The sequence below is a fragment of the Streptomyces sp. NRRL F-4489 genome (assembly GCF_001509485.1).
Taxonomy (GTDB): domain Bacteria; phylum Actinomycetota; class Actinomycetes; order Streptomycetales; family Streptomycetaceae; genus Streptomyces.
In genome coordinates this window covers 57,882-73,348 of the sequence record NZ_LLZI01000002.1, presented here as the reverse complement: position 1 = coordinate 73,348, position 15,467 = coordinate 57,882, and the positions used below count along the sequence as shown (strand labels likewise).

Genomic DNA, 15,467 nt, shown 5'->3' with positions numbered 1-15,467 from the left:
CCCAAGCGTCGCCGCGCCGCCCCGGCAGCGCCCGCCTCACAGCGGGAACGACGACCGCCCGTGCTGCACCGACACCCACTTCTGCGTGGTGAACGCCTCCACCGTCGACTCGCCGTTCAGCCGCCCGACGCCGGAGAACTTCTCCCCGCCGAACGCCACCTGCGGCTCGTCGTGCACCGTCCCGTCGTTGACGTGGATCATGCCGGTCTCGATCCGCCGGGCGATCCGCACCCCGCGCTCCACATCGGCGGTGTGCACCGCCCCGCTGAGCCCGTACGGGGTGTCGTTGGCGATCCGCACCGCCTCCTCCTCACCGGCGAACGGCACCAGCAGCGCCACCGGCCCGAACAGCTCCTGCCCGTGCAGCGCGGAGTCGGCCGGCAGCCCGGCCAGCACGCTCGGCTCGACGAGATTGCCCTCCGTGCGGCCGCGCAGCAGCGCCGTGGCGCCCTCGGCTATCGCCCGGTCCACCAGCCCGGTCAGCGCCTCCGCCTGGAAGGTGTTGATCAGCGGGCCGATCTGGGTCCGCGGGTCCCGCGGGTCGCCGGTCCGCAGCGCCGCCACCCGGGCCACGAACTTCTCGGTGAACTCCGCCTCGACGGCGCGGTCCAGCAGCACCCTGTTGGCGGCCATGCAGACCTGCCCCTGGTAGACGAAGCGGCTGAAGACCGCGGCGTCCACCGCGTAGTCCACATCGGCGTCGTCCATCACGATCAGCGCGCTGTTGCCGCTCAGCTCCAGGACCACCCGCTTGAAGTGCCCGGCGCTGACCGCCGCGACATGCCGGCCGACCTTGTCCGACCCGGCGAACGAGATCACCCGGGGCACCGGGTGCTCGATCAGCGCGTCCCCGATCTCCGCGATATCGGTGATCAGGACGTTGAGCAGACCGTCCGGCAGCCCGGCGTCCTGGAACAGCTTGGCGATCAGCCCGCCGCCGGTGATCGGGGTGTTCTGATTGGGCTTGACCACCACGGCGTTGCCCAGCGCCAGGGCCGGCGCCACGGACTTCATGGAGATCAGGAACGGGAAGTTGAACGGGCTGATCACGCCGATGACGCCGGCGGGCAGGGAGTAGACGCGGTTCTCCTTGCCGTCCACCGGGGACGGCAGTATCCGCCCCTGCGGCCGCAGCGCCAGCTGGATCGCCTCGCGGACGAACTCCTTGGCCAGCCGCACCTCGTACTGCGCCTTGGCGCGGGTGCCGCCCAGTTCGAGGACGAGCGCCTCGGTGATCTCCTCCTCGCGCTCCTCGATCAGCCGCAGCAGCCGCTCGGTGACCTGCCGCCGTTCGTAGGGATTGCGCCGCGCCCAGTCCCGCTGGGCCCGTTCGGCGGCGCGGTAGGCCGCGTCGACCTGGTCCACACCGGCGACCGTGATCGACGCCAGCTTCTCCTGGTCGTAGGGGTTGAAATCGATGATGTCCCACGAGCCGCTGCCGGCCCGCCATTCACCGTCGATGAACTGGTAGGCCAGGTCTGCGAAGAAGGACATGGCATCCCTACTCTGTGCGGCACTGCTCTGCGGGGGGGGCTGATCCGCCGTCATCCTACTGCCGGGTCACGTCAGTTGGAGGAGTCCTCGCAGCAGATCCCGGGTCTCCGACGGCCCCGGGCTGTCCGCCTGGAGGCTCTCCATCGCGCGCTCGTACTGCGCGACGTCCTCCGGCTTGTCCACGTAGAGCGCGCTGGTCAGCTGCTCCAGGTAGACGACGTCGGAGAGGTCGGACTCCGGGAAGCGCAGCATGGTGAACGCGCCGCTCTCGCCCGCGTGGCCGCCGAAGCTGAACGGCATCACCTGGAGCCGCACATTGGGCCGCTCGGAGAGGTCGATCAGATGCCTCAACTGCCCCTGCATCACCTTGCGTCCGCCGTACGGCCGGCGCAGCGCCGCCTCGTCGAGGACGCAGTGCAGCTGCGGCGCCCGCTCGGAGACCAGCAGCTTCTGCCGCTCCTGGCGCAGCGCGACCCGGCGCTGGATCTCGGCCGCCGACGCGCCCCGCATGCCCCGGGAGACCACCGCGTGCGCGTACTCCTCGGTCTGCAGCAGCCCGTGGACGAACTGGACCTCGTAGACCCGCAGGACGGACGCGGCGGCCTCCAGGCCGACATACGTCTGGAACCAGCCGGGGAGCACATCGCTGTAGCTGTGCCACCAGCCCGCGACGTTCGCCTCCTTGGCCAGGGACAGCAGCGCCTCGCGCTCCTGCTCGTCGTTCACGCCGTAGAGCGTGAGGAGATCTGCGACATCGCGTGCCTTGAAGCTCACCCTGCCCAACTCCATGCGGCTGATCTTCGATTCGGACGCACGGATCGAGTAACCGGCCGCTTCCCGGGTTATCCCGCGCGATTCCCGCAGCCGGCGGAGCTGGGACCCGAGCAGGATCCGCCGCACCACCGACCCCGACTCACTTGCGGACACCTCTGTGACCCTCCTGTGACCCCACCCCGTCCAACAGTGGGCCGCAGTCTGCCATGTCCAGGCTTCGTTCAGTGCTCATGTGGTTACGGATATGTGCGGCTCCCTCAAGCCCTCCACATCAAACCCCAGGAAGAATACGGCGGTTATGCGGGCAGCCCTACGCAATCACGTCAGCTGCACGTGCATCTGCCCTTGCATCTGCTCTACGCATTGGGAACCATAGGCGTCGCACGCATGCACGCTCGTGAAAGATCCGCCAGATCCCCGGCTGACCGGCCTGGGTCATGACGTCCGCGAACGCCAGGAGTGCCTCGCATGGGGACCAAGGTTTCGACCATGCTCGATTTCGAGCCGTTATGGCAGGGCTTCCCTCCCGTCGACCCCTTGGCCGTCTCCGGTTCCGCCTCCTGCCCGCTCCCGCCGCGCTACGAATCCGTCGGCGGAGCCCGGAAGTTCACCCGCGAGACGCTCACCGGCTGGGGCCTGGAGGAGCTGTTCGACGGCGTCGCCCTGGTGGTCTCCGAACTGGTCACCAACGCCCTGCGGCACGCGGTCCTGGCCGCGCCGGACCACCCCGGCTTCGGCACGGACCTGCCCGACGCCGGGCTGCCCGCCCGGCTGCACCTGATGCGCTGGTCCTCCCGCCTGGTCTGCGCGGTACGGGACCCCAGCGACGCCTCCCCGGAGGCCGGTGAGGCGGATTTCGCCGCCGAGTCGGGGCGCGGGCTGTATCTGGTGGACTCGTTCAGCGACAGCTGGGGCTGGCACCGGCTGTCCGGCGGCCGGCCCGGAAAGATCGTCTGGGCGCTCTTCCGGCTGCCCTGACCCGCCGGCCCACGGCGAAAACGGGCGCCCGCACCGCTCGGGCGCCCGTTCCCGTACGCTCAGTCGCGCACCAGGTGGTCGAACTCACCGTCCTTGGCGCCCCGCAGCATCGCCGCCACTTCGGCGGGCGTGTAGACCAGCGCCGGGCCGTCCGGGAAACGGGAATTGCGGACCGCTATGTCGCCGCCGGGCAGTTTGGCGAATTCCACGCACGAGCCCTGCGAATTGCTGTGCCGGCTCTTGAGCCACCTCACATCGCGGAGCTCCGTAGCGGCCATGCCGTTGTATGCGTGGGGCACAGGGCTCTCCCGGTGGTGAACGCGGTGATAAACGGTGTCAACTGCCCGGGATCATAGCTGCGTTCACATGCGGGTGCATGCGCAGATGCACGTGCACGACAGCCGGTGCCGAGCCGGTCACACCTCGTTGACCGCCTTCCCCGTTCCTCCGGCCGCAATCGGACACCGGCCGCCGGGGCGTTCCGCGTCCGCCCCCCTCACCGCGAGGCGTACGGCAGCAGCGCCATCTCCCGGGCGTTCTTGATCGCACGGGCCAGCTGCCGCTGCTGCTGCGCGGTGACCCGGGTGACCCGGCGGCCGCGGATCTTCCCGCGGTCGGAGATGAATTTCCGCAGCAGATCGGTGTCCTTGTAGTCGATGTACGTGATGCCGGCCGCGTCCAGCGGATTGGGGCGGGTGGCGGGCTTGCGGCGGGGGTCGTTCTTGCGGGGCATGGCTGCTTCCTGGACGGGCTTGTGGACGGGGATCGCGGGTGTTCCGGTACGGGTGGCCGCCCGTACGCGGGGGCGCTACGACACCGGGTCGAGCAGTTCGTCGAAGGCGGGCGGCAGGCTCTTCCAGGCCGCCGGGCCGCCCGCGTACTCGGCGTCGGTGAGCAGGCAGCTCTCCAGCAGCGCGCGCAGCCCGTCGCGGTCCAGCCCCGGCGAGACGAAGACCAGGTGCTGGCCGCGGTCGCCGTGCTCGGGGTGCCAGTCCAGCGCGGCGGCGGCCCGGCGCGGCGCGGACACCAGCTCCCAGGCGGCGTCCGGCAGCGCGGCCAGCCACGGTCCGGCGTTCTCCACGCACAGCGCGCCGCCCGCGGCGTCCCAGGACAGCAGGGTGTCCGGCCGGTCGGCCAGCCAGAACCGGCCCCGGCTGCGGGCCGCGGCACAGGTCAGGTCCTCCAGGGCCGCGTAGAGCCGCCCGGGGTGGAACGGCCGGGCGGCGCGCCAGACGTACGTGCTCACCCCGGCCGCCTCGGCCTCCTGCGGCAGCAGCGCGCACGCCGGGTGCTGCCGGGCCGCGGCCGCGTCCACGTCGAAACCGGCGAGCACCGCGGCGGCCAGCTCGTCCGCGTCCACCGGCACCTGGCGCGCGGTGGGGTGCAGCTGGGCGAGCAGCGCGCGGTCGGCGTCGTCGGCCTCCTCCTCGCCGGTGGCCAGCGCCAGGACGGGCGCGTACTCCAGCTGGCGGGCCCAGGTGTCGGCGACCGTGCGCCGGTCGGTGGCGGCGGCCGCCAGCCCGGCCTCGGCGAGGTCGTCCCCGCAGCCCAGGTAGGGCAGCACCAGCGCCGGATCGACCGCGGTGACCACTCCGGTCAGCGCCAGGCTGCCGCCGCCGGACGAGGCGATCACCTCGGCCATGGCCTTCGGCTCGACCGAGTCCCACAGCTCGACCACCGCCAGCCGGCAGGTCCGGCCCGCGGCCAGCCGCTCCAGCTCGGGCACCAGGTCTTCCCGGAGCGCGCAGCAGGCGCAGTCGTTGACCAGCGGCGTCTCGCCGGTGTCCAGCGTCCCGCCGGCGTCGCGGACGGTGCGCCGCACGGTGCCGCCGGGCGCGGACGCCAGGTCGTGGTGGAGGGCGACGCTGCCGGGGACGGTGCGCAGCAGCCGCTCGACGGCGGCCCGCCGGGCATCCGCGTGCAGCCCGCCCACCAGGACGACGCTCAGCGGCTCCATCAGCGGGCCCCGCGCCTGCCGTAGCGGCGCTCGAACCGCTCGACCCGGCCGGCGGTGTCCAGCACCCGGGCGGTGCCGGTGTAGAAGGGGTGGCTCGCCGAGGAGATCTCGACGTCCACGACGGGATAGGTGTTCCCGTCCTCCCATTCGACGGTCTTGTCGCTGGTCATCGTGGAGCGGGTCAGGAAGGCGAGGCCCCCGGCCCGGTCGCGGAAGACGACCGGCCCGTACGGGGGGTGGATTCCGGGCTTCATCGGGCTCAGCGCTCCTCTCGGAAGGTGACGTGGCGGTCGGCGACCGGGTCGTACTTGCGCAGTTCCAGGCGGTCGGGGTCGTTGCGGCGGTTCTTGCGGGTGACGTAGGTGAACCCGGTGCCGGCGGTGGACCGGAGCTTGATGACCGGGCGGAGTTCGTTGCGGGCCATGCCGGGTAGTATACGTAAATGGTTTCCATTTTCAATAAGCCCTCGGAGGGCCCGACCACCGGAGGAACCGCACCGTGTCCGCCCACTGCCAGCTGACCGGCCGCGCGCCCGGATTCGGCAAGACCGTCTCCCACTCGCACCGCCGCACCAGCCGCCGCTTCGACCCCAACATCCAGCGCAAGCGCTACTGGCTCGCCAGTGAGGGCCGCCACATCCGGCTGACCCTCAGCGCCAAGGGCATCAAGACCGTCGACGCGATCGGCGTCGAGGCCGCCGTCGCCCGCATCCGCGCCCGCGGGGGGAAGGTCTGATGGCCAAGAAGAGCAAGATCGCCAAGAACGAGCGGCGCCGCGCGACGGTCGCCCGCTACGCCGCCCGCCGGGCCGTCCTCAAGGCCGTCATCCGCGATCCGCGCGCCTCCGACGAGGACCGCGAGGCCGCCCGCCGGGAGCTGTCCCGCCAGCCCCGGGACGCCAGCCCCACCCGGGTCCGCAACCGCGACAGCACCGACGGCCGCCCGCGCGGCTACTTCCGGGCCTTCGGCCTGTCCCGCGTCAACCTCCGCGACCAGGCCCACAAGGGCTATCTGCCGGGGGTCACCAAGTCCAGCTGGTGACCGCGCACCCGCCGCCCGCCCCGGGGGCCGACCCCTGGGGCGGGCGGCCGGACCGTTCGGGTCATACTGGACAGACCCCCGCAGGCACCCCCGACGAAAGCGAGAGCGCCGTGCTGCGCAACGCCCTGGAGCCCTGGCACCTGATCCTGATCCTGGCCGTCCTCGTACTGGTCTTCGGGTCCAAGAAGCTCCCCGACATGGCGCGCGGCCTCGGCCGCTCGATGCGCATCCTGAAGTCGGAGGCCAAGGCCCTCAAGGACGAGCAGCCCGCCGAGCCGGTCCGTGCGGAGCAGCCCGCCGGCCGCTGACCGGCCCGCCGCCGCTCAGCTGTCCCCGCCCTCGTCGATCAGCCGCCGCACCTCGCGCTCGATCAGCCCCAGCCGGGCCTCCGCGACCAGCGGCACCGCCCGCCGCTGCCGCCGCGCCTCGGACGGGTCGATCTCCACGGTGACCAGCGCGGGCTCCCACTTGGGCGCCTGGGCCACCACCGCGCCCCTGGGGTCCACCACCCGCGAGCCGCCCCAGAAGGCCGCCCCGTGCTCGTTGCCGACCCGGTTGACGAACACCACCCAGCACTGGAGCATCCGCGCCGTGTAGGACAGCAGGGTGTCCCAGTACAGCCCGGTGTCCATCGCCTCCGGGTCCAGGCTCGCCGCGCTGTTGGTCGGGACGAACAGCACCTCGGCCCCGTCCTGCACCGCCAGCCACGGCAGCACCGGCTGCCAGGCGTCGTTGCACACCAGCGTCGCGCCCCGGCCCCCGCTCGCCGACTTCGCCAGCGGGTACGCACGCAGCGACTGCCCCGGGCTGACGTGCTTGCGCTCCTCCCAGGCCAGGTAGTTCGGCAGATAGAGCTTCCGGTGGGCGTGCGCCAGCGCCCCGTCCGCGTAGTACGCCGCGGTGTTGTACGCCCGCAGGCTGGTGTGCTCGTGGAAGCCGACCAGCACATCCGGCCCCAGCGTGCTCAGCTCCCGCAGCCGCGGATCGTCCACCTCGACGGACTCGTCCCGCTTGAGCGCCCCCAAGTGGTAGCCGTGCAGGCTGAGTTCGGGGAAGACGACGAGGTCCGCGCCCTGCGCCGCCGCCTGCTCGATCCGCTCCCGGGCGACCCGGAGGTTCTCCGGTACGTCCCCCAGGACGCAGTCCGTCTGCGCCAGCGCGACGAGCATGCCCATCCCCCTCACCTCACGGCTCCACCGCCCTCGCGGCTTTTGCACCCTTCACGGCCTTTACGGACATTGTTCCCGCACACCCGCCCCGGACGCCTCACCCGGCGCACGGACCACCGCCCGGGAGAGCTACCCACCCCGCGCCGCCCGGCACCCCCGCGCCCTCACGGGCCGGCGCCCGGGGTCACCGCATACGGGACGGCGCCCGGACCCCTCGCTTACGGGCCGGCGCCCGGGGGCCTCGCTTACGGCCGGCGCTCAGCCCCGGCGCCTGCGGGAGCGGCGCAGCAGCACCACCCCGCCGAGCAGCAGCCCGCCGCCCGCACCGGCCACCAGGCCCAGCCGCTCCGCCCCGCTGGACGCCAGCAGCGCCTCCCCCGCCGACTTCCCGGCCCGGGCCACCTCGCCCACCCGCGCATCGCGCCCGCCGGGCTCCGCGGCGGCCGGCCGGGGCGCCTCGGCCCGCCGGTGCGGCTCCGGCGCCGGGGCCTGCCGCGCGGGAGCGGCCGGGGGCGGCCCCTGCGGCGGTGCGGCCACCGGGGGCGGGGGCGCGGCGGGCGGCCGGGCCGCCGAACCGTTCCCGCAGCCGTTGCCCATCGCCGGGTTCAGCAGCCCCACCCCGTTGACCGAGTTGCCGCACACATTGACCGGAGCGTTCAGCTCCACCTTGACCGTGTTCCCGGACAGCACGCCGGGCGAGTCCGCGGCGCCCCCCTGCGCCCCGGTGTCGGCGAACACCGGCCCGGCACCCGCCCCCAGCGCACCCGACGCCGCCGCCGCAACGAGCACGCATGTCTTCAGGCTCTGTCGCATGTCTCCTCACTCCGCAGTCCTCGCGCACGGGCGCACCGCCCGCGCCCCCCGTGGGTCCTCGCACGAACCGGGCGGCCGGGAGCGCGTACGCCCGCCGGCCGCCCGGTATCGCGAGCGGCACCCCGGCCCGGGCCGGTGGCCGTCAGTGGTTCTTGACGCCGTTGGCCGAGAGGATCGGGATGTCGTCCAGGATGTGCGACAGCGCCTCGTCGCCCTTCGCCTGCGTCGAGTTCTCGGCGCACTGCTGGTTCTGCGGCGAGGACAGCACGTTGATGTCCTGGATGCCGATGTTCAGCAGGGCGATCAGGGACTGGACGTTGATCTTCGCGGGCAGACCGATGCAGAGGTCGTTCAGCGAGCCCTGGACGAGTCCGAGCTGGGTGCTGAGCTTCCCGTGCGTGGTGGAGTTGCCGTACACGGACTTCGACCCGTTGCCGTTGACGGTGTTGGTGCCGTCCTGGTCGCCGGTGGCCAGGGCTTCCGGAGCCACCGCGGCCGACATTCCGACGAGCGAGGCCGCGAGCGCCGCGGTCGCCATCATCTTCTTCATCGCGCTAAACCCTTCAGGAGAAGGAACTCCCGGGCACGGGAGCCCTGTTTGAACAACAGGCCACGGGCGCCCGGGTTCCGCACCGTCACCCGAATAGACGGCTATACGTTTCCCGGAAAGGCCCATGACATGCCACGGGGCCCGCGAAATCCCCAAGGAGATTTCCCGGGCCCTGTGCTCATTTCCGGCCGGCATGCCAATGCCCTGGCAACCCCATCAATCTCGCAAGGGCATTGGCATGCGTCCCTCCACACACTCTTCCAACGATTCAGCGAGCCCCCGGACGGTCACAACGGAATAACAATCCCCAAAGCCCGCGGCAGCACATCGGACGGTAAAAACGAAAAACCCGGCCCGCCCAGACGGAAAATCTGGGCGGACCGGGCCGCGCTCGACCGGTCAGCGGTTCTTGACGCCGTTCGCCGAGAGGATCGGGATGTCGTCCAGAATGTGCGACAGCGGCTCGTCACCCTTGGCCTGGGTGGAGTTCTCGGTGCACTGCTGGTTCTGCGGCGAGGACAGGACGTTGATGTCCTGGATACCGATGTTGATCAGCGCCAGGATCGACTGGACGTTGAGCTTGGCGGGCAGACCGATGCAGGGCTTGTTGAGCGAGCCCTGGATCAGACCGATCTGCGGGCTCATGTAGCCGTAGGTGGTCGAGTTCCCGTAGATCTGCCGAGACCCGTTGCCGTTGACGGACGAGGTGCCGTGCTGGTTACCCGTGGCCATCGCCTGGGGGGCGGCAGCCGCGGATACCCCGACAATGGACGCAGCCGCGGCTGCGGTTGCCAGAGCCTTCTTGATCATTCTTGATCCTTCGTGTTTCGGGATGCCCTTGGGCCGGGCAATCTGACCAACCCACAAGGGCGCATTCGGTTCTGCTCATTCACTCAAATGAGCTGGCATCCTGATCGCTATTGCCGATCAGGTATCCCGTCCGGAAATCGCGCAACCGGGATTCACCATCCGGACCGGCCGCCGACCACCTGACAGTCGGCGCACACGTTTGCCGATCCGGCGGCTGAGGCTGCACCCGGCCCCGCGATTTCCCCGGGCGATCCCGCGGGACAGTGAATTCTTTCCGGCGCGCCGGCCCGTTTACTTGCCGAGCGGCAGACCGCCGAGCAGCGGAACCTCCTTGGTGGCCCCCGTGGCACCACCGAGAAGCTGCTTGGGGTTCTGCGCGGTCTTCACCGCGCCCCGGACGGTGTTGACCAGCGGCGTGACCTGGCGGCTGTCCACCTGCTTGTGGCTCAGCGCGTCGGTGAGCCCGCCGTTGAGGCTCATGCTCGGCGAATTCGTGGCCGGGGCGCCGGCGCCGGCGGCGCATGCGGGCACGGCCGCGCCCAGCGCCATGACGGAACCGGCAACAGCCGCGGCGGACTTCGCGTACTTCACGTCCCACTGTCCCTTCTGGTGCGGTGTTTCGATCGGATCGCGGCTCGCGCCGCGCGGGCCATCACGTCGCGGCCCGGATCACCGCTTCCCCCTGACCAACGAGTGCCGCCGCCCGGAGAAACTGCGGGATTCCGGTGCCGACCGCACCGCCCGGGAAATTCCGGGCCGCCCCGCCATATCTCCGGACCGGCCGAAAGCCGCCGGCCCCGACGCGCGGCGAAGGCGAGCCGGGGCCGGACGCAACGACACGGCTCGAAATGTCTTCGGTCAGTGGTTGAGGCAGTTGTTGCCGAACGCGGGGTTCAGCAGCCCGATGATGTCGATGGTGTTGCCGCACAGGTTGATCGGGATGTGGATCGGCACCTGGATGGCGTTGCCGGAAATGACACCCGGGGAGTTCTTGGTGCCGCCCGCGGCTCCCGCGTCGGCGAAGGCCGGCGCAGCGGCGCCCACTGCCATCAGGGTTCCGGCAGTGACTGCTGCGACCTTTGCGTACTTCACTTTCAGCCCTTCCTGCAGCGGGGTCCGTAGCGCACACGACCCTCGTGCCGCACGGGCGCGGATCTGCTCGCCCGTAACTCCGCTGCCGATATTGGTAACGATTTCCCCTCGCCTACGAAACTCCCGCCGGGAAGTTTTCGGAGGAATCGCCCGAATGCCACACGGGCTTTTTCGGGAGATCCCCGCGCCGATAACGCGGAAAACACACCGGGAATCGAACGGGCGAGGTGCCCACCGAATACGAATTCCTACCGATAGGAGGATCGAGAATGCCCGATCCGGCACTGCGCCATACGTACCGCAGGCCCGGGACCCGGCGCGCGGGCCGATGGCCCGGACCTGCGGCCGGCGGCCGGCCTCAGTGGTTGCCGACGCCGTTGGCCGAGAGGATCGGGATGTCGTCCAGGATGTGCGACAGCGCCTCGTCGCCCTTGGCCTGCGTGGAGTTCTCGGTGCACTGCTGGTTCTGCGGCGAGGACAGGACGTTGATGTCCTGGATGCCGATGTTCAGCAGGGCGATCAGGGACTGCACGTTCGCCTTCAGCGGCAGGCCGATGCAGAGCTTGTTCAGCGAGCCCTGGACCAGCTCCAGCTGCGGGCTCATCTTTCCGCGCGTGGTGGAGTTGCCGAACGCACTCACGGAACCGTTGCCGTTGACGGTGGAGGTGCCGTGGTGATTGCCGACCGCCATCGCCTGGGGGGCGACCGTCGCCGAGATGCCGACCATGGAAGCGGCTACTGCCGTCGTGGCCAGGACCTTCTTGATCACTGTTTACCCTTCTGGAAGCGGAGTGCCCGTATCCGGAGCGCACTGGACAACTCACTTCAGGGGATGCGGTTTCGCGGATTCACCCGAATGCCGCGCAACCATAGACACATATCACCGCGCGCGGACGTCAACACACGTAATCCGGGAGAGCGGTGACGGGCCACGCCGGAGGAATTCCCCACCCTTTCGGGGAATTGGGCATATGAAAAGCCCGCCCCCGGGCGGGGGCGGGCCGGAAAGCCGCTGCGGGGCTCAGGCGTTGACGCAGGTGTTGCCGAACGCCGGGTTGAGCAGCCCGATGATGTTGACGCTGTTGCCGCACAGGTTGATCGGCACGTCGACCGGGACCTGGATGAGGTTGCCGGAGATCACGCCGGGCGAGCCCACCGCGCCGCCGGCGGCGGTGGCGCCCCCGTGGGCGGCGGCCACGCCGGCTCCTCCCACCACGGCGAAGCCCGCGGCGGCGGACAGGATGACGGCCTTGGAGACAAACTTCACGGAAAACCTCTTCACTGAGCAGCGTTCAGACGGACGCGCCGCGTGGAGCGACAAGCGGTCCAACGCGGCGGGCCGGGCAGAAGTAGCGGGCCGAATGGGTGATGGTGGCCCTCAACTGCCGCCCGTTTCCACGCTCCTTGGGGGCAGGGGGCGGGCGGGCGCGGGCGGCGGGGAGGGGCGATGTCAGACCCCGGTGCGAGACTCGGGGCATGCGATGGGCGGTGGCGGCGACGGGCGACGGCGGTGCGCGGCTGTGCCCGCTCGGGCCGGACGGGCGGCCCGCCGGGCCGGTGGTGCGCGAGCCCTCGCTCGTGGACGCCGTCCGCTCGCGTCCCGAGGCCGAGCGGTGGGTGTGGCGGTCCACGGCCGGGATCTACGGCCCGCTGCTGGCCGCCGGGGTGCGGGTCGAGCGCTGCTACGACGTCGAGGCCGCCGAGGCGCTGCTGATCGGCCACGAGGAGGGCCAGTCGGGCCAGCCGCGGTCGCTGGCCGCCGCCTGGGCGCGGCTGCACGGCCGGCCGGTGCCGCCGGATCCGCCGCCGCGCGCCGCCGAGACCCAGCCGTCGCTGTTCGCGCCGGGCCCGGTGCCGCTCCCGCCCGGTACGGACGAGTTCACCGCGCTGCTGGAGGTCTACGCCGGGCAGGTCGCCCGTACGGAGCGGACCGCGCACCCGGACCGGATGCGGCTGCTGCTGGCGTCGGAGTCGGCGGGCATGCTGGTCGCCGCCGAGATGTCCCGTACGGGCATCCCCTGGCGCGCCGATGTGCACCGGGCGGTGCTGGACGAGCTGCTCGGCGAGCGGATCCCGGGCGGGCTGGAGCCGCGCCGGATGGCGGAGCTGGCCGACGAGGTCTCGCGGGCCTTCGGGCCGGGCGTACGGGTCCGGCCCGATCTGCCCCAGGACATCATCCGCGCGTTCGCCCGCGCCGGGATCGCGCTGTCCTCGACCCGCAAATGGGAGCTGCAGGCGGTCGACCACCCGGCGGTGGCGCCGCTGCTGGCCTACAAATCGCTCTACCGCCTGCACACCGCGCACGGCTGGGCGTGGCTCCAGCAGTGGGTGCACGACGGCCGGTTCCGGCCCGAGTACCTCCCCGGCGGCACCGTCTCCGGGCGCTGGACGACCAACGGCGGCGGCGCCCTGCAGATCCCCAAGGTGATCCGGCGGGCGGTGCGCGCCGATCCGGGGTGGCGGCTGGTGGTCGCCGACGCCGACCAGATGGAGCCGCGGGTGCTGGCCGCGGTCTCCCGCGACCGGGGCCTGATGGAGGTGGCCGGCAGCGGCGCCGACCTCTACGCCGACCTGGCCGCCCGGGCCTTCGCCGGTGACCGCGACCGGGCCAAACTCGCGCTGCTGGGCGCCATTTACGGCCAGACCTCCGGCGACGCCCTCAAGCACCTGGCCGATCTGCGCCGGCGCTATCCGGCGGCGGTGGCGTACGTCGACGAGGCGGCGCGGGCCGGCGAGGAGGGCCGCCTGGTGCGCACCTGGATGGGCCGCACCTGCCCGCCCGCCTCGATGGCGCCGCCCGACGAGGCCGGGCTGCCGCAGGACGAGGAGCCGCCGGGCGGTGCCGGCGGCGCCTCGGCGGCCCGGGCCCGCGGCCGCTTCACCCGCAACTTCGTCGTGCAGGGCAGCGCCGCCGACTGGGCGCTGCTGGTGCTGGCCGCGCTGCGGCACGCGCTGTCCCGCGCCGGGCTCCGCGCCGAGCTGGTCTTCTTCCAGCACGACGAGGTGATCGTGCACTGCCCGGCCGAGGAGGCCGCGACGGTCGCCGAGGCGATCGCCACCGCCGCGGCCACCGCGGGCCGGATCGCCTTCGGCCCGACGCCGGTCCGCTTCCCGTTCACCACGGCGGTGGTGGAGTGCTACGGGGACGCGAAGTGAGGGGAGGGGCCCGTGGGGCGGGGGTAGGGAGGGGATGCGTGGTTCGTTGTCCGTTGTCCGTGGTTCGTTGTCCGTTGTCCGTGGTTCGTTGTCCGTTGTCCGTGGTTCGTTGTCCGTGAAGCGTGTGCCGAGGAGAGGTTGCCCGTCCATGACCGTCCCGTCCGTCCCGTCCGTACCACCTGACGCGCCCGCGTCGTCCGCGCCGGCGGTGCATCCCGAACTCGTCCCGTATCTGCGGAAGTTGCCGCCGTACGCCGATCCGTACGCGGATATCGCGGCCACCCGGGCGCGGTTCGCGGCGCTGCTGGGAGCGGTGCCCGCGGACCGCACCGGGGTGCGCAGCGAGCGGTACGACCTGCCGCGGCCGGACGGCAGCGCGCTGACCGTCGAGGTGTACCGCCCCGAGGCCGGGCCGGACGCCGGTGCCGGGGCGGCGCTGCCCGCGGTGCTGCACTTCCACGGCGGCGGCTACGCCATCGGCCGTGCGCTGCCCGGCCAGGACCGGACGGCGATAGCCCTCTGCCGCGAACTCCCCGCCGTCACCGTCGCGGTGGAGTACCGCCTCGCGCCCGAGCACCGCTACCCGGCCGGGGTGGACGACTGCTACCGCGCGCTGGAGTGGACCGCGGCGCACGCCGCCGAGCTGGGCATCGATCCGGGGCGGATCGCGGTGCACGGTATGTCGGCGGGCGGCGGGCTCGGCGCGGCGGTCGCGCTGATGGCCCGCGACCGCGGCGGCCCGCGCATAGCCCACCAGTCGCTGTGCGTCCCGGACGTGGACGACCGGGTGGCCGACGAGCCGGTCCCGCCGCGGGTGGCGGACGGCCCGCCGGACCCGCGGACGGACACCCTGCGCACGGTCCGGCAGGCGTGGCGGCACTACCTCCCCGAGGGCGCGTTCACGGACGATCGCCCCGCGCCGGAGCCGTACGCCGCGCCGGCCCGGGCCGCGGATCTGTCGGGGCTGCCGCCCGCGTCCGTCCTGGTCTGCGACCTCGATCCGCTGCGCGACGCGGGGCTGGCGTACGCGCGGCGCCTGATGGACGCGGGCGTGCCGGTCACGGTCCGGAACGTCCCCGGCGCCTGGCACGGCTTCGAACTGCACGCCCCGGAGACCCGGCTCGCGCGGGAGATGACCGCGCACTGGCGGGCCCAGCTGCGGGCGGGGCTGTACGGGGGGTTCCGGTGACGGGGGTGGAGCGGGTGAATCCGGCGGGGCTCGCGCCGCCGACCGGTTTCAGCCACGCCGTACGGGTCGACGCCCCCGGCACGCTGGTCTTCCTCGCCGGGCAGACCGCGCTGGACGCGGCCGGGCGGATCGTCGGCGAGGGGATCGTGGCGCAGTTCGAGCGGGCGCTGGGCAATCTGCTCGCGGCGGCGGCCGCGGCCGGGGCGGGGCCGGGCGATCTGGCCAAGCTCACGGTCTTCGCGGTGGACGTCGCGGACTACCGCCGGCACGCCAAGGAGCTGGGCCGGGTGTGGAAGCGGCTGGTCGGCGGAGACTTCCCGGCCATGGCGGTGATCGGCGCCACCCGCCTGTGGGACGAGGCGGCGCTGGTGGAGATCGAGGGGATCGCGGTGGTGCGGTAGGGGGTACGGGGGCGGGCGGCAGGGGGCCCGGACCGTACGCCCCG

22 protein-coding genes are annotated in these 15,467 nt (G+C 72.2%); 7 read left to right on the top strand and 15 right to left on the bottom strand.

All coding sequences use genetic code 11. The annotated features are described in order from the left end of the window. Nucleotides 1-36 precede the first annotated feature (36 nt). On the bottom strand, nt 37-1,494 hold the full coding sequence (locus tag ADL22_RS01565; RefSeq protein ID WP_066972963.1) for an aldehyde dehydrogenase family protein: 1,458 nt from the start codon (nt 1,492-1,494) through the stop codon (nt 37-39). A gap of 66 nt (nt 1,495-1,560) precedes the next feature. Then, nucleotides 1,561-2,421, bottom strand: coding sequence for a helix-turn-helix domain-containing protein (locus tag ADL22_RS01560; protein ID WP_066972961.1), 861 nt, complete (start codon nt 2,419-2,421; stop codon nt 1,561-1,563). A 315-nt stretch (nt 2,422-2,736) separates the two neighbouring features. Here ADL22_RS01560 and ADL22_RS01555 point away from each other — a divergent pair, with 315 nt between their 5' ends. After that, nucleotides 2,737-3,246 carry an ATP-binding protein gene (locus ADL22_RS01555; RefSeq protein ID WP_066972959.1) on the top strand — a complete coding sequence of 170 codons (510 nt, stop codon included), beginning with the start codon at nt 2,737-2,739 and terminating at the stop codon, nt 3,244-3,246. 59 nt (nt 3,247-3,305) lie between these two features. On the opposite strand, the gene ADL22_RS01550 is transcribed toward ADL22_RS01555, so the two are convergent. From ADL22_RS01550 to rpmG, 5 genes are all read right to left on the bottom strand, one after another. Further along, nucleotides 3,306-3,545, bottom strand: a complete 240-nt coding sequence (locus tag ADL22_RS01550) for a DUF397 domain-containing protein (RefSeq protein WP_066972958.1) — start codon at nt 3,543-3,545, stop codon at nt 3,306-3,308. 197 nt (nt 3,546-3,742) lie between these two features. Continuing rightward, nucleotides 3,743-3,979: a 30S ribosomal protein S18 gene (gene rpsR, locus ADL22_RS01545; protein WP_066972956.1), complete on the bottom strand. Its 237-nt coding sequence runs from the start codon at nt 3,977-3,979 to the stop codon at nt 3,743-3,745. 75 nt (nt 3,980-4,054) lie between these two features. Beyond that, nucleotides 4,055-5,203 (bottom strand): CobW family GTP-binding protein, encoded by a 1,149-nt coding sequence (locus ADL22_RS01540; RefSeq protein WP_066972954.1) that lies wholly within the window; start codon nt 5,201-5,203, stop codon nt 4,055-4,057. Next, nucleotides 5,203-5,457, bottom strand: coding sequence for a type B 50S ribosomal protein L31 (locus tag ADL22_RS01535; RefSeq protein ID WP_066972952.1), 255 nt, complete (start codon nt 5,455-5,457; stop codon nt 5,203-5,205). The genes ADL22_RS01540 and ADL22_RS01535 overlap by 1 nt, the downstream gene beginning before the upstream one ends. A gap of 5 nt (nt 5,458-5,462) precedes the next feature. Next, nucleotides 5,463-5,627, bottom strand: a complete 165-nt coding sequence (gene rpmG, locus ADL22_RS01530; RefSeq protein WP_066972950.1) for a 50S ribosomal protein L33 — start codon at nt 5,625-5,627, stop codon at nt 5,463-5,465. Nucleotides 5,628-5,701: 74 nt separating this feature from the next. Between rpmG and rpmB the strand changes: the two genes are divergently transcribed. From rpmB to tatA, 3 genes are all read left to right on the top strand, one after another. Beyond that, entirely contained in the window at nt 5,702-5,938 is a 237-nt protein-coding gene (gene rpmB, locus ADL22_RS01525; protein WP_066972948.1) for a 50S ribosomal protein L28, read from the top strand. Beyond that, on the top strand, nt 5,938-6,243 hold the full coding sequence (rpsN, locus tag ADL22_RS01520) for a 30S ribosomal protein S14 (protein WP_066972946.1): 306 nt from the start codon (nt 5,938-5,940) through the stop codon (nt 6,241-6,243). The genes rpmB and rpsN overlap by 1 nt, the downstream gene beginning before the upstream one ends. Before the next feature lie 110 nt (nt 6,244-6,353). Further along, on the top strand, nt 6,354-6,551 hold the full coding sequence (gene tatA / locus ADL22_RS01515; RefSeq protein ID WP_066972944.1) for a Sec-independent protein translocase subunit TatA: 198 nt from the start codon (nt 6,354-6,356) through the stop codon (nt 6,549-6,551). A 15-nt stretch (nt 6,552-6,566) separates the two neighbouring features. Here tatA and ADL22_RS01510 read toward each other — a convergent pair whose 3' ends face one another. From ADL22_RS01510 to ADL22_RS01475, 8 genes are all read right to left on the bottom strand, one after another. Beyond that, on the bottom strand, nt 6,567-7,412 hold the full coding sequence (locus ADL22_RS01510) for a nitrilase-related carbon-nitrogen hydrolase (protein ID WP_066973027.1): 846 nt from the start codon (nt 7,410-7,412) through the stop codon (nt 6,567-6,569). A 258-nt stretch (nt 7,413-7,670) separates the two neighbouring features. Continuing rightward, nucleotides 7,671-8,225, bottom strand: coding sequence for a chaplin (locus ADL22_RS36785; protein ID WP_066972942.1), 555 nt, complete (start codon nt 8,223-8,225; stop codon nt 7,671-7,673). Nucleotides 8,226-8,367: 142 nt separating this feature from the next. Beyond that, nucleotides 8,368-8,775, bottom strand: a complete 408-nt coding sequence (locus ADL22_RS01500) for a rodlin (protein WP_066972941.1) — start codon at nt 8,773-8,775, stop codon at nt 8,368-8,370. A 399-nt stretch (nt 8,776-9,174) separates the two neighbouring features. Beyond that, nucleotides 9,175-9,585 (bottom strand): rodlin, encoded by a 411-nt coding sequence (locus ADL22_RS01495; RefSeq protein ID WP_066972939.1) that lies wholly within the window; start codon nt 9,583-9,585, stop codon nt 9,175-9,177. Nucleotides 9,586-9,876: 291 nt separating this feature from the next. Next, nucleotides 9,877-10,176 (bottom strand): hypothetical protein, encoded by a 300-nt coding sequence (locus ADL22_RS01490; RefSeq protein WP_066972937.1) that lies wholly within the window; start codon nt 10,174-10,176, stop codon nt 9,877-9,879. A gap of 267 nt (nt 10,177-10,443) precedes the next feature. Further along, nucleotides 10,444-10,677, bottom strand: coding sequence for a chaplin (locus ADL22_RS01485; RefSeq protein ID WP_066972935.1), 234 nt, complete (start codon nt 10,675-10,677; stop codon nt 10,444-10,446). A 358-nt stretch (nt 10,678-11,035) separates the two neighbouring features. Continuing rightward, nucleotides 11,036-11,446: a rodlin gene (locus ADL22_RS01480; RefSeq protein WP_066972933.1), complete on the bottom strand. Its 411-nt coding sequence runs from the start codon at nt 11,444-11,446 to the stop codon at nt 11,036-11,038. Between the two features lie 252 nt (nt 11,447-11,698). Then, nucleotides 11,699-11,944, bottom strand: coding sequence for a chaplin (locus ADL22_RS01475; RefSeq protein WP_066972931.1), 246 nt, complete (start codon nt 11,942-11,944; stop codon nt 11,699-11,701). Between the two features lie 209 nt (nt 11,945-12,153). Here ADL22_RS01475 and ADL22_RS01470 point away from each other — a divergent pair, with 209 nt between their 5' ends. The 3 genes from ADL22_RS01470 (at nt 12,154) to ADL22_RS01460 (ending at nt 15,423) form a co-directional block, all read left to right on the top strand. Continuing rightward, nucleotides 12,154-13,833: a bifunctional 3'-5' exonuclease/DNA polymerase gene (locus ADL22_RS01470; RefSeq protein WP_066972929.1), complete on the top strand. Its 1,680-nt coding sequence runs from the start codon at nt 12,154-12,156 to the stop codon at nt 13,831-13,833. 148 nt (nt 13,834-13,981) lie between these two features. Next, nucleotides 13,982-15,022, top strand: a complete 1,041-nt coding sequence (locus ADL22_RS01465) for an alpha/beta hydrolase (protein WP_066972927.1) — start codon at nt 13,982-13,984, stop codon at nt 15,020-15,022. Further along, complete coding sequence (locus ADL22_RS01460; RefSeq protein WP_079063766.1) at nt 15,019-15,423, top strand: RidA family protein; 405 nt, start codon at nt 15,019-15,021, stop codon at nt 15,421-15,423. The genes ADL22_RS01465 and ADL22_RS01460 overlap by 4 nt, the downstream gene beginning before the upstream one ends. The last annotated feature ends 44 nt before the right edge of the window (nt 15,424-15,467 follow it).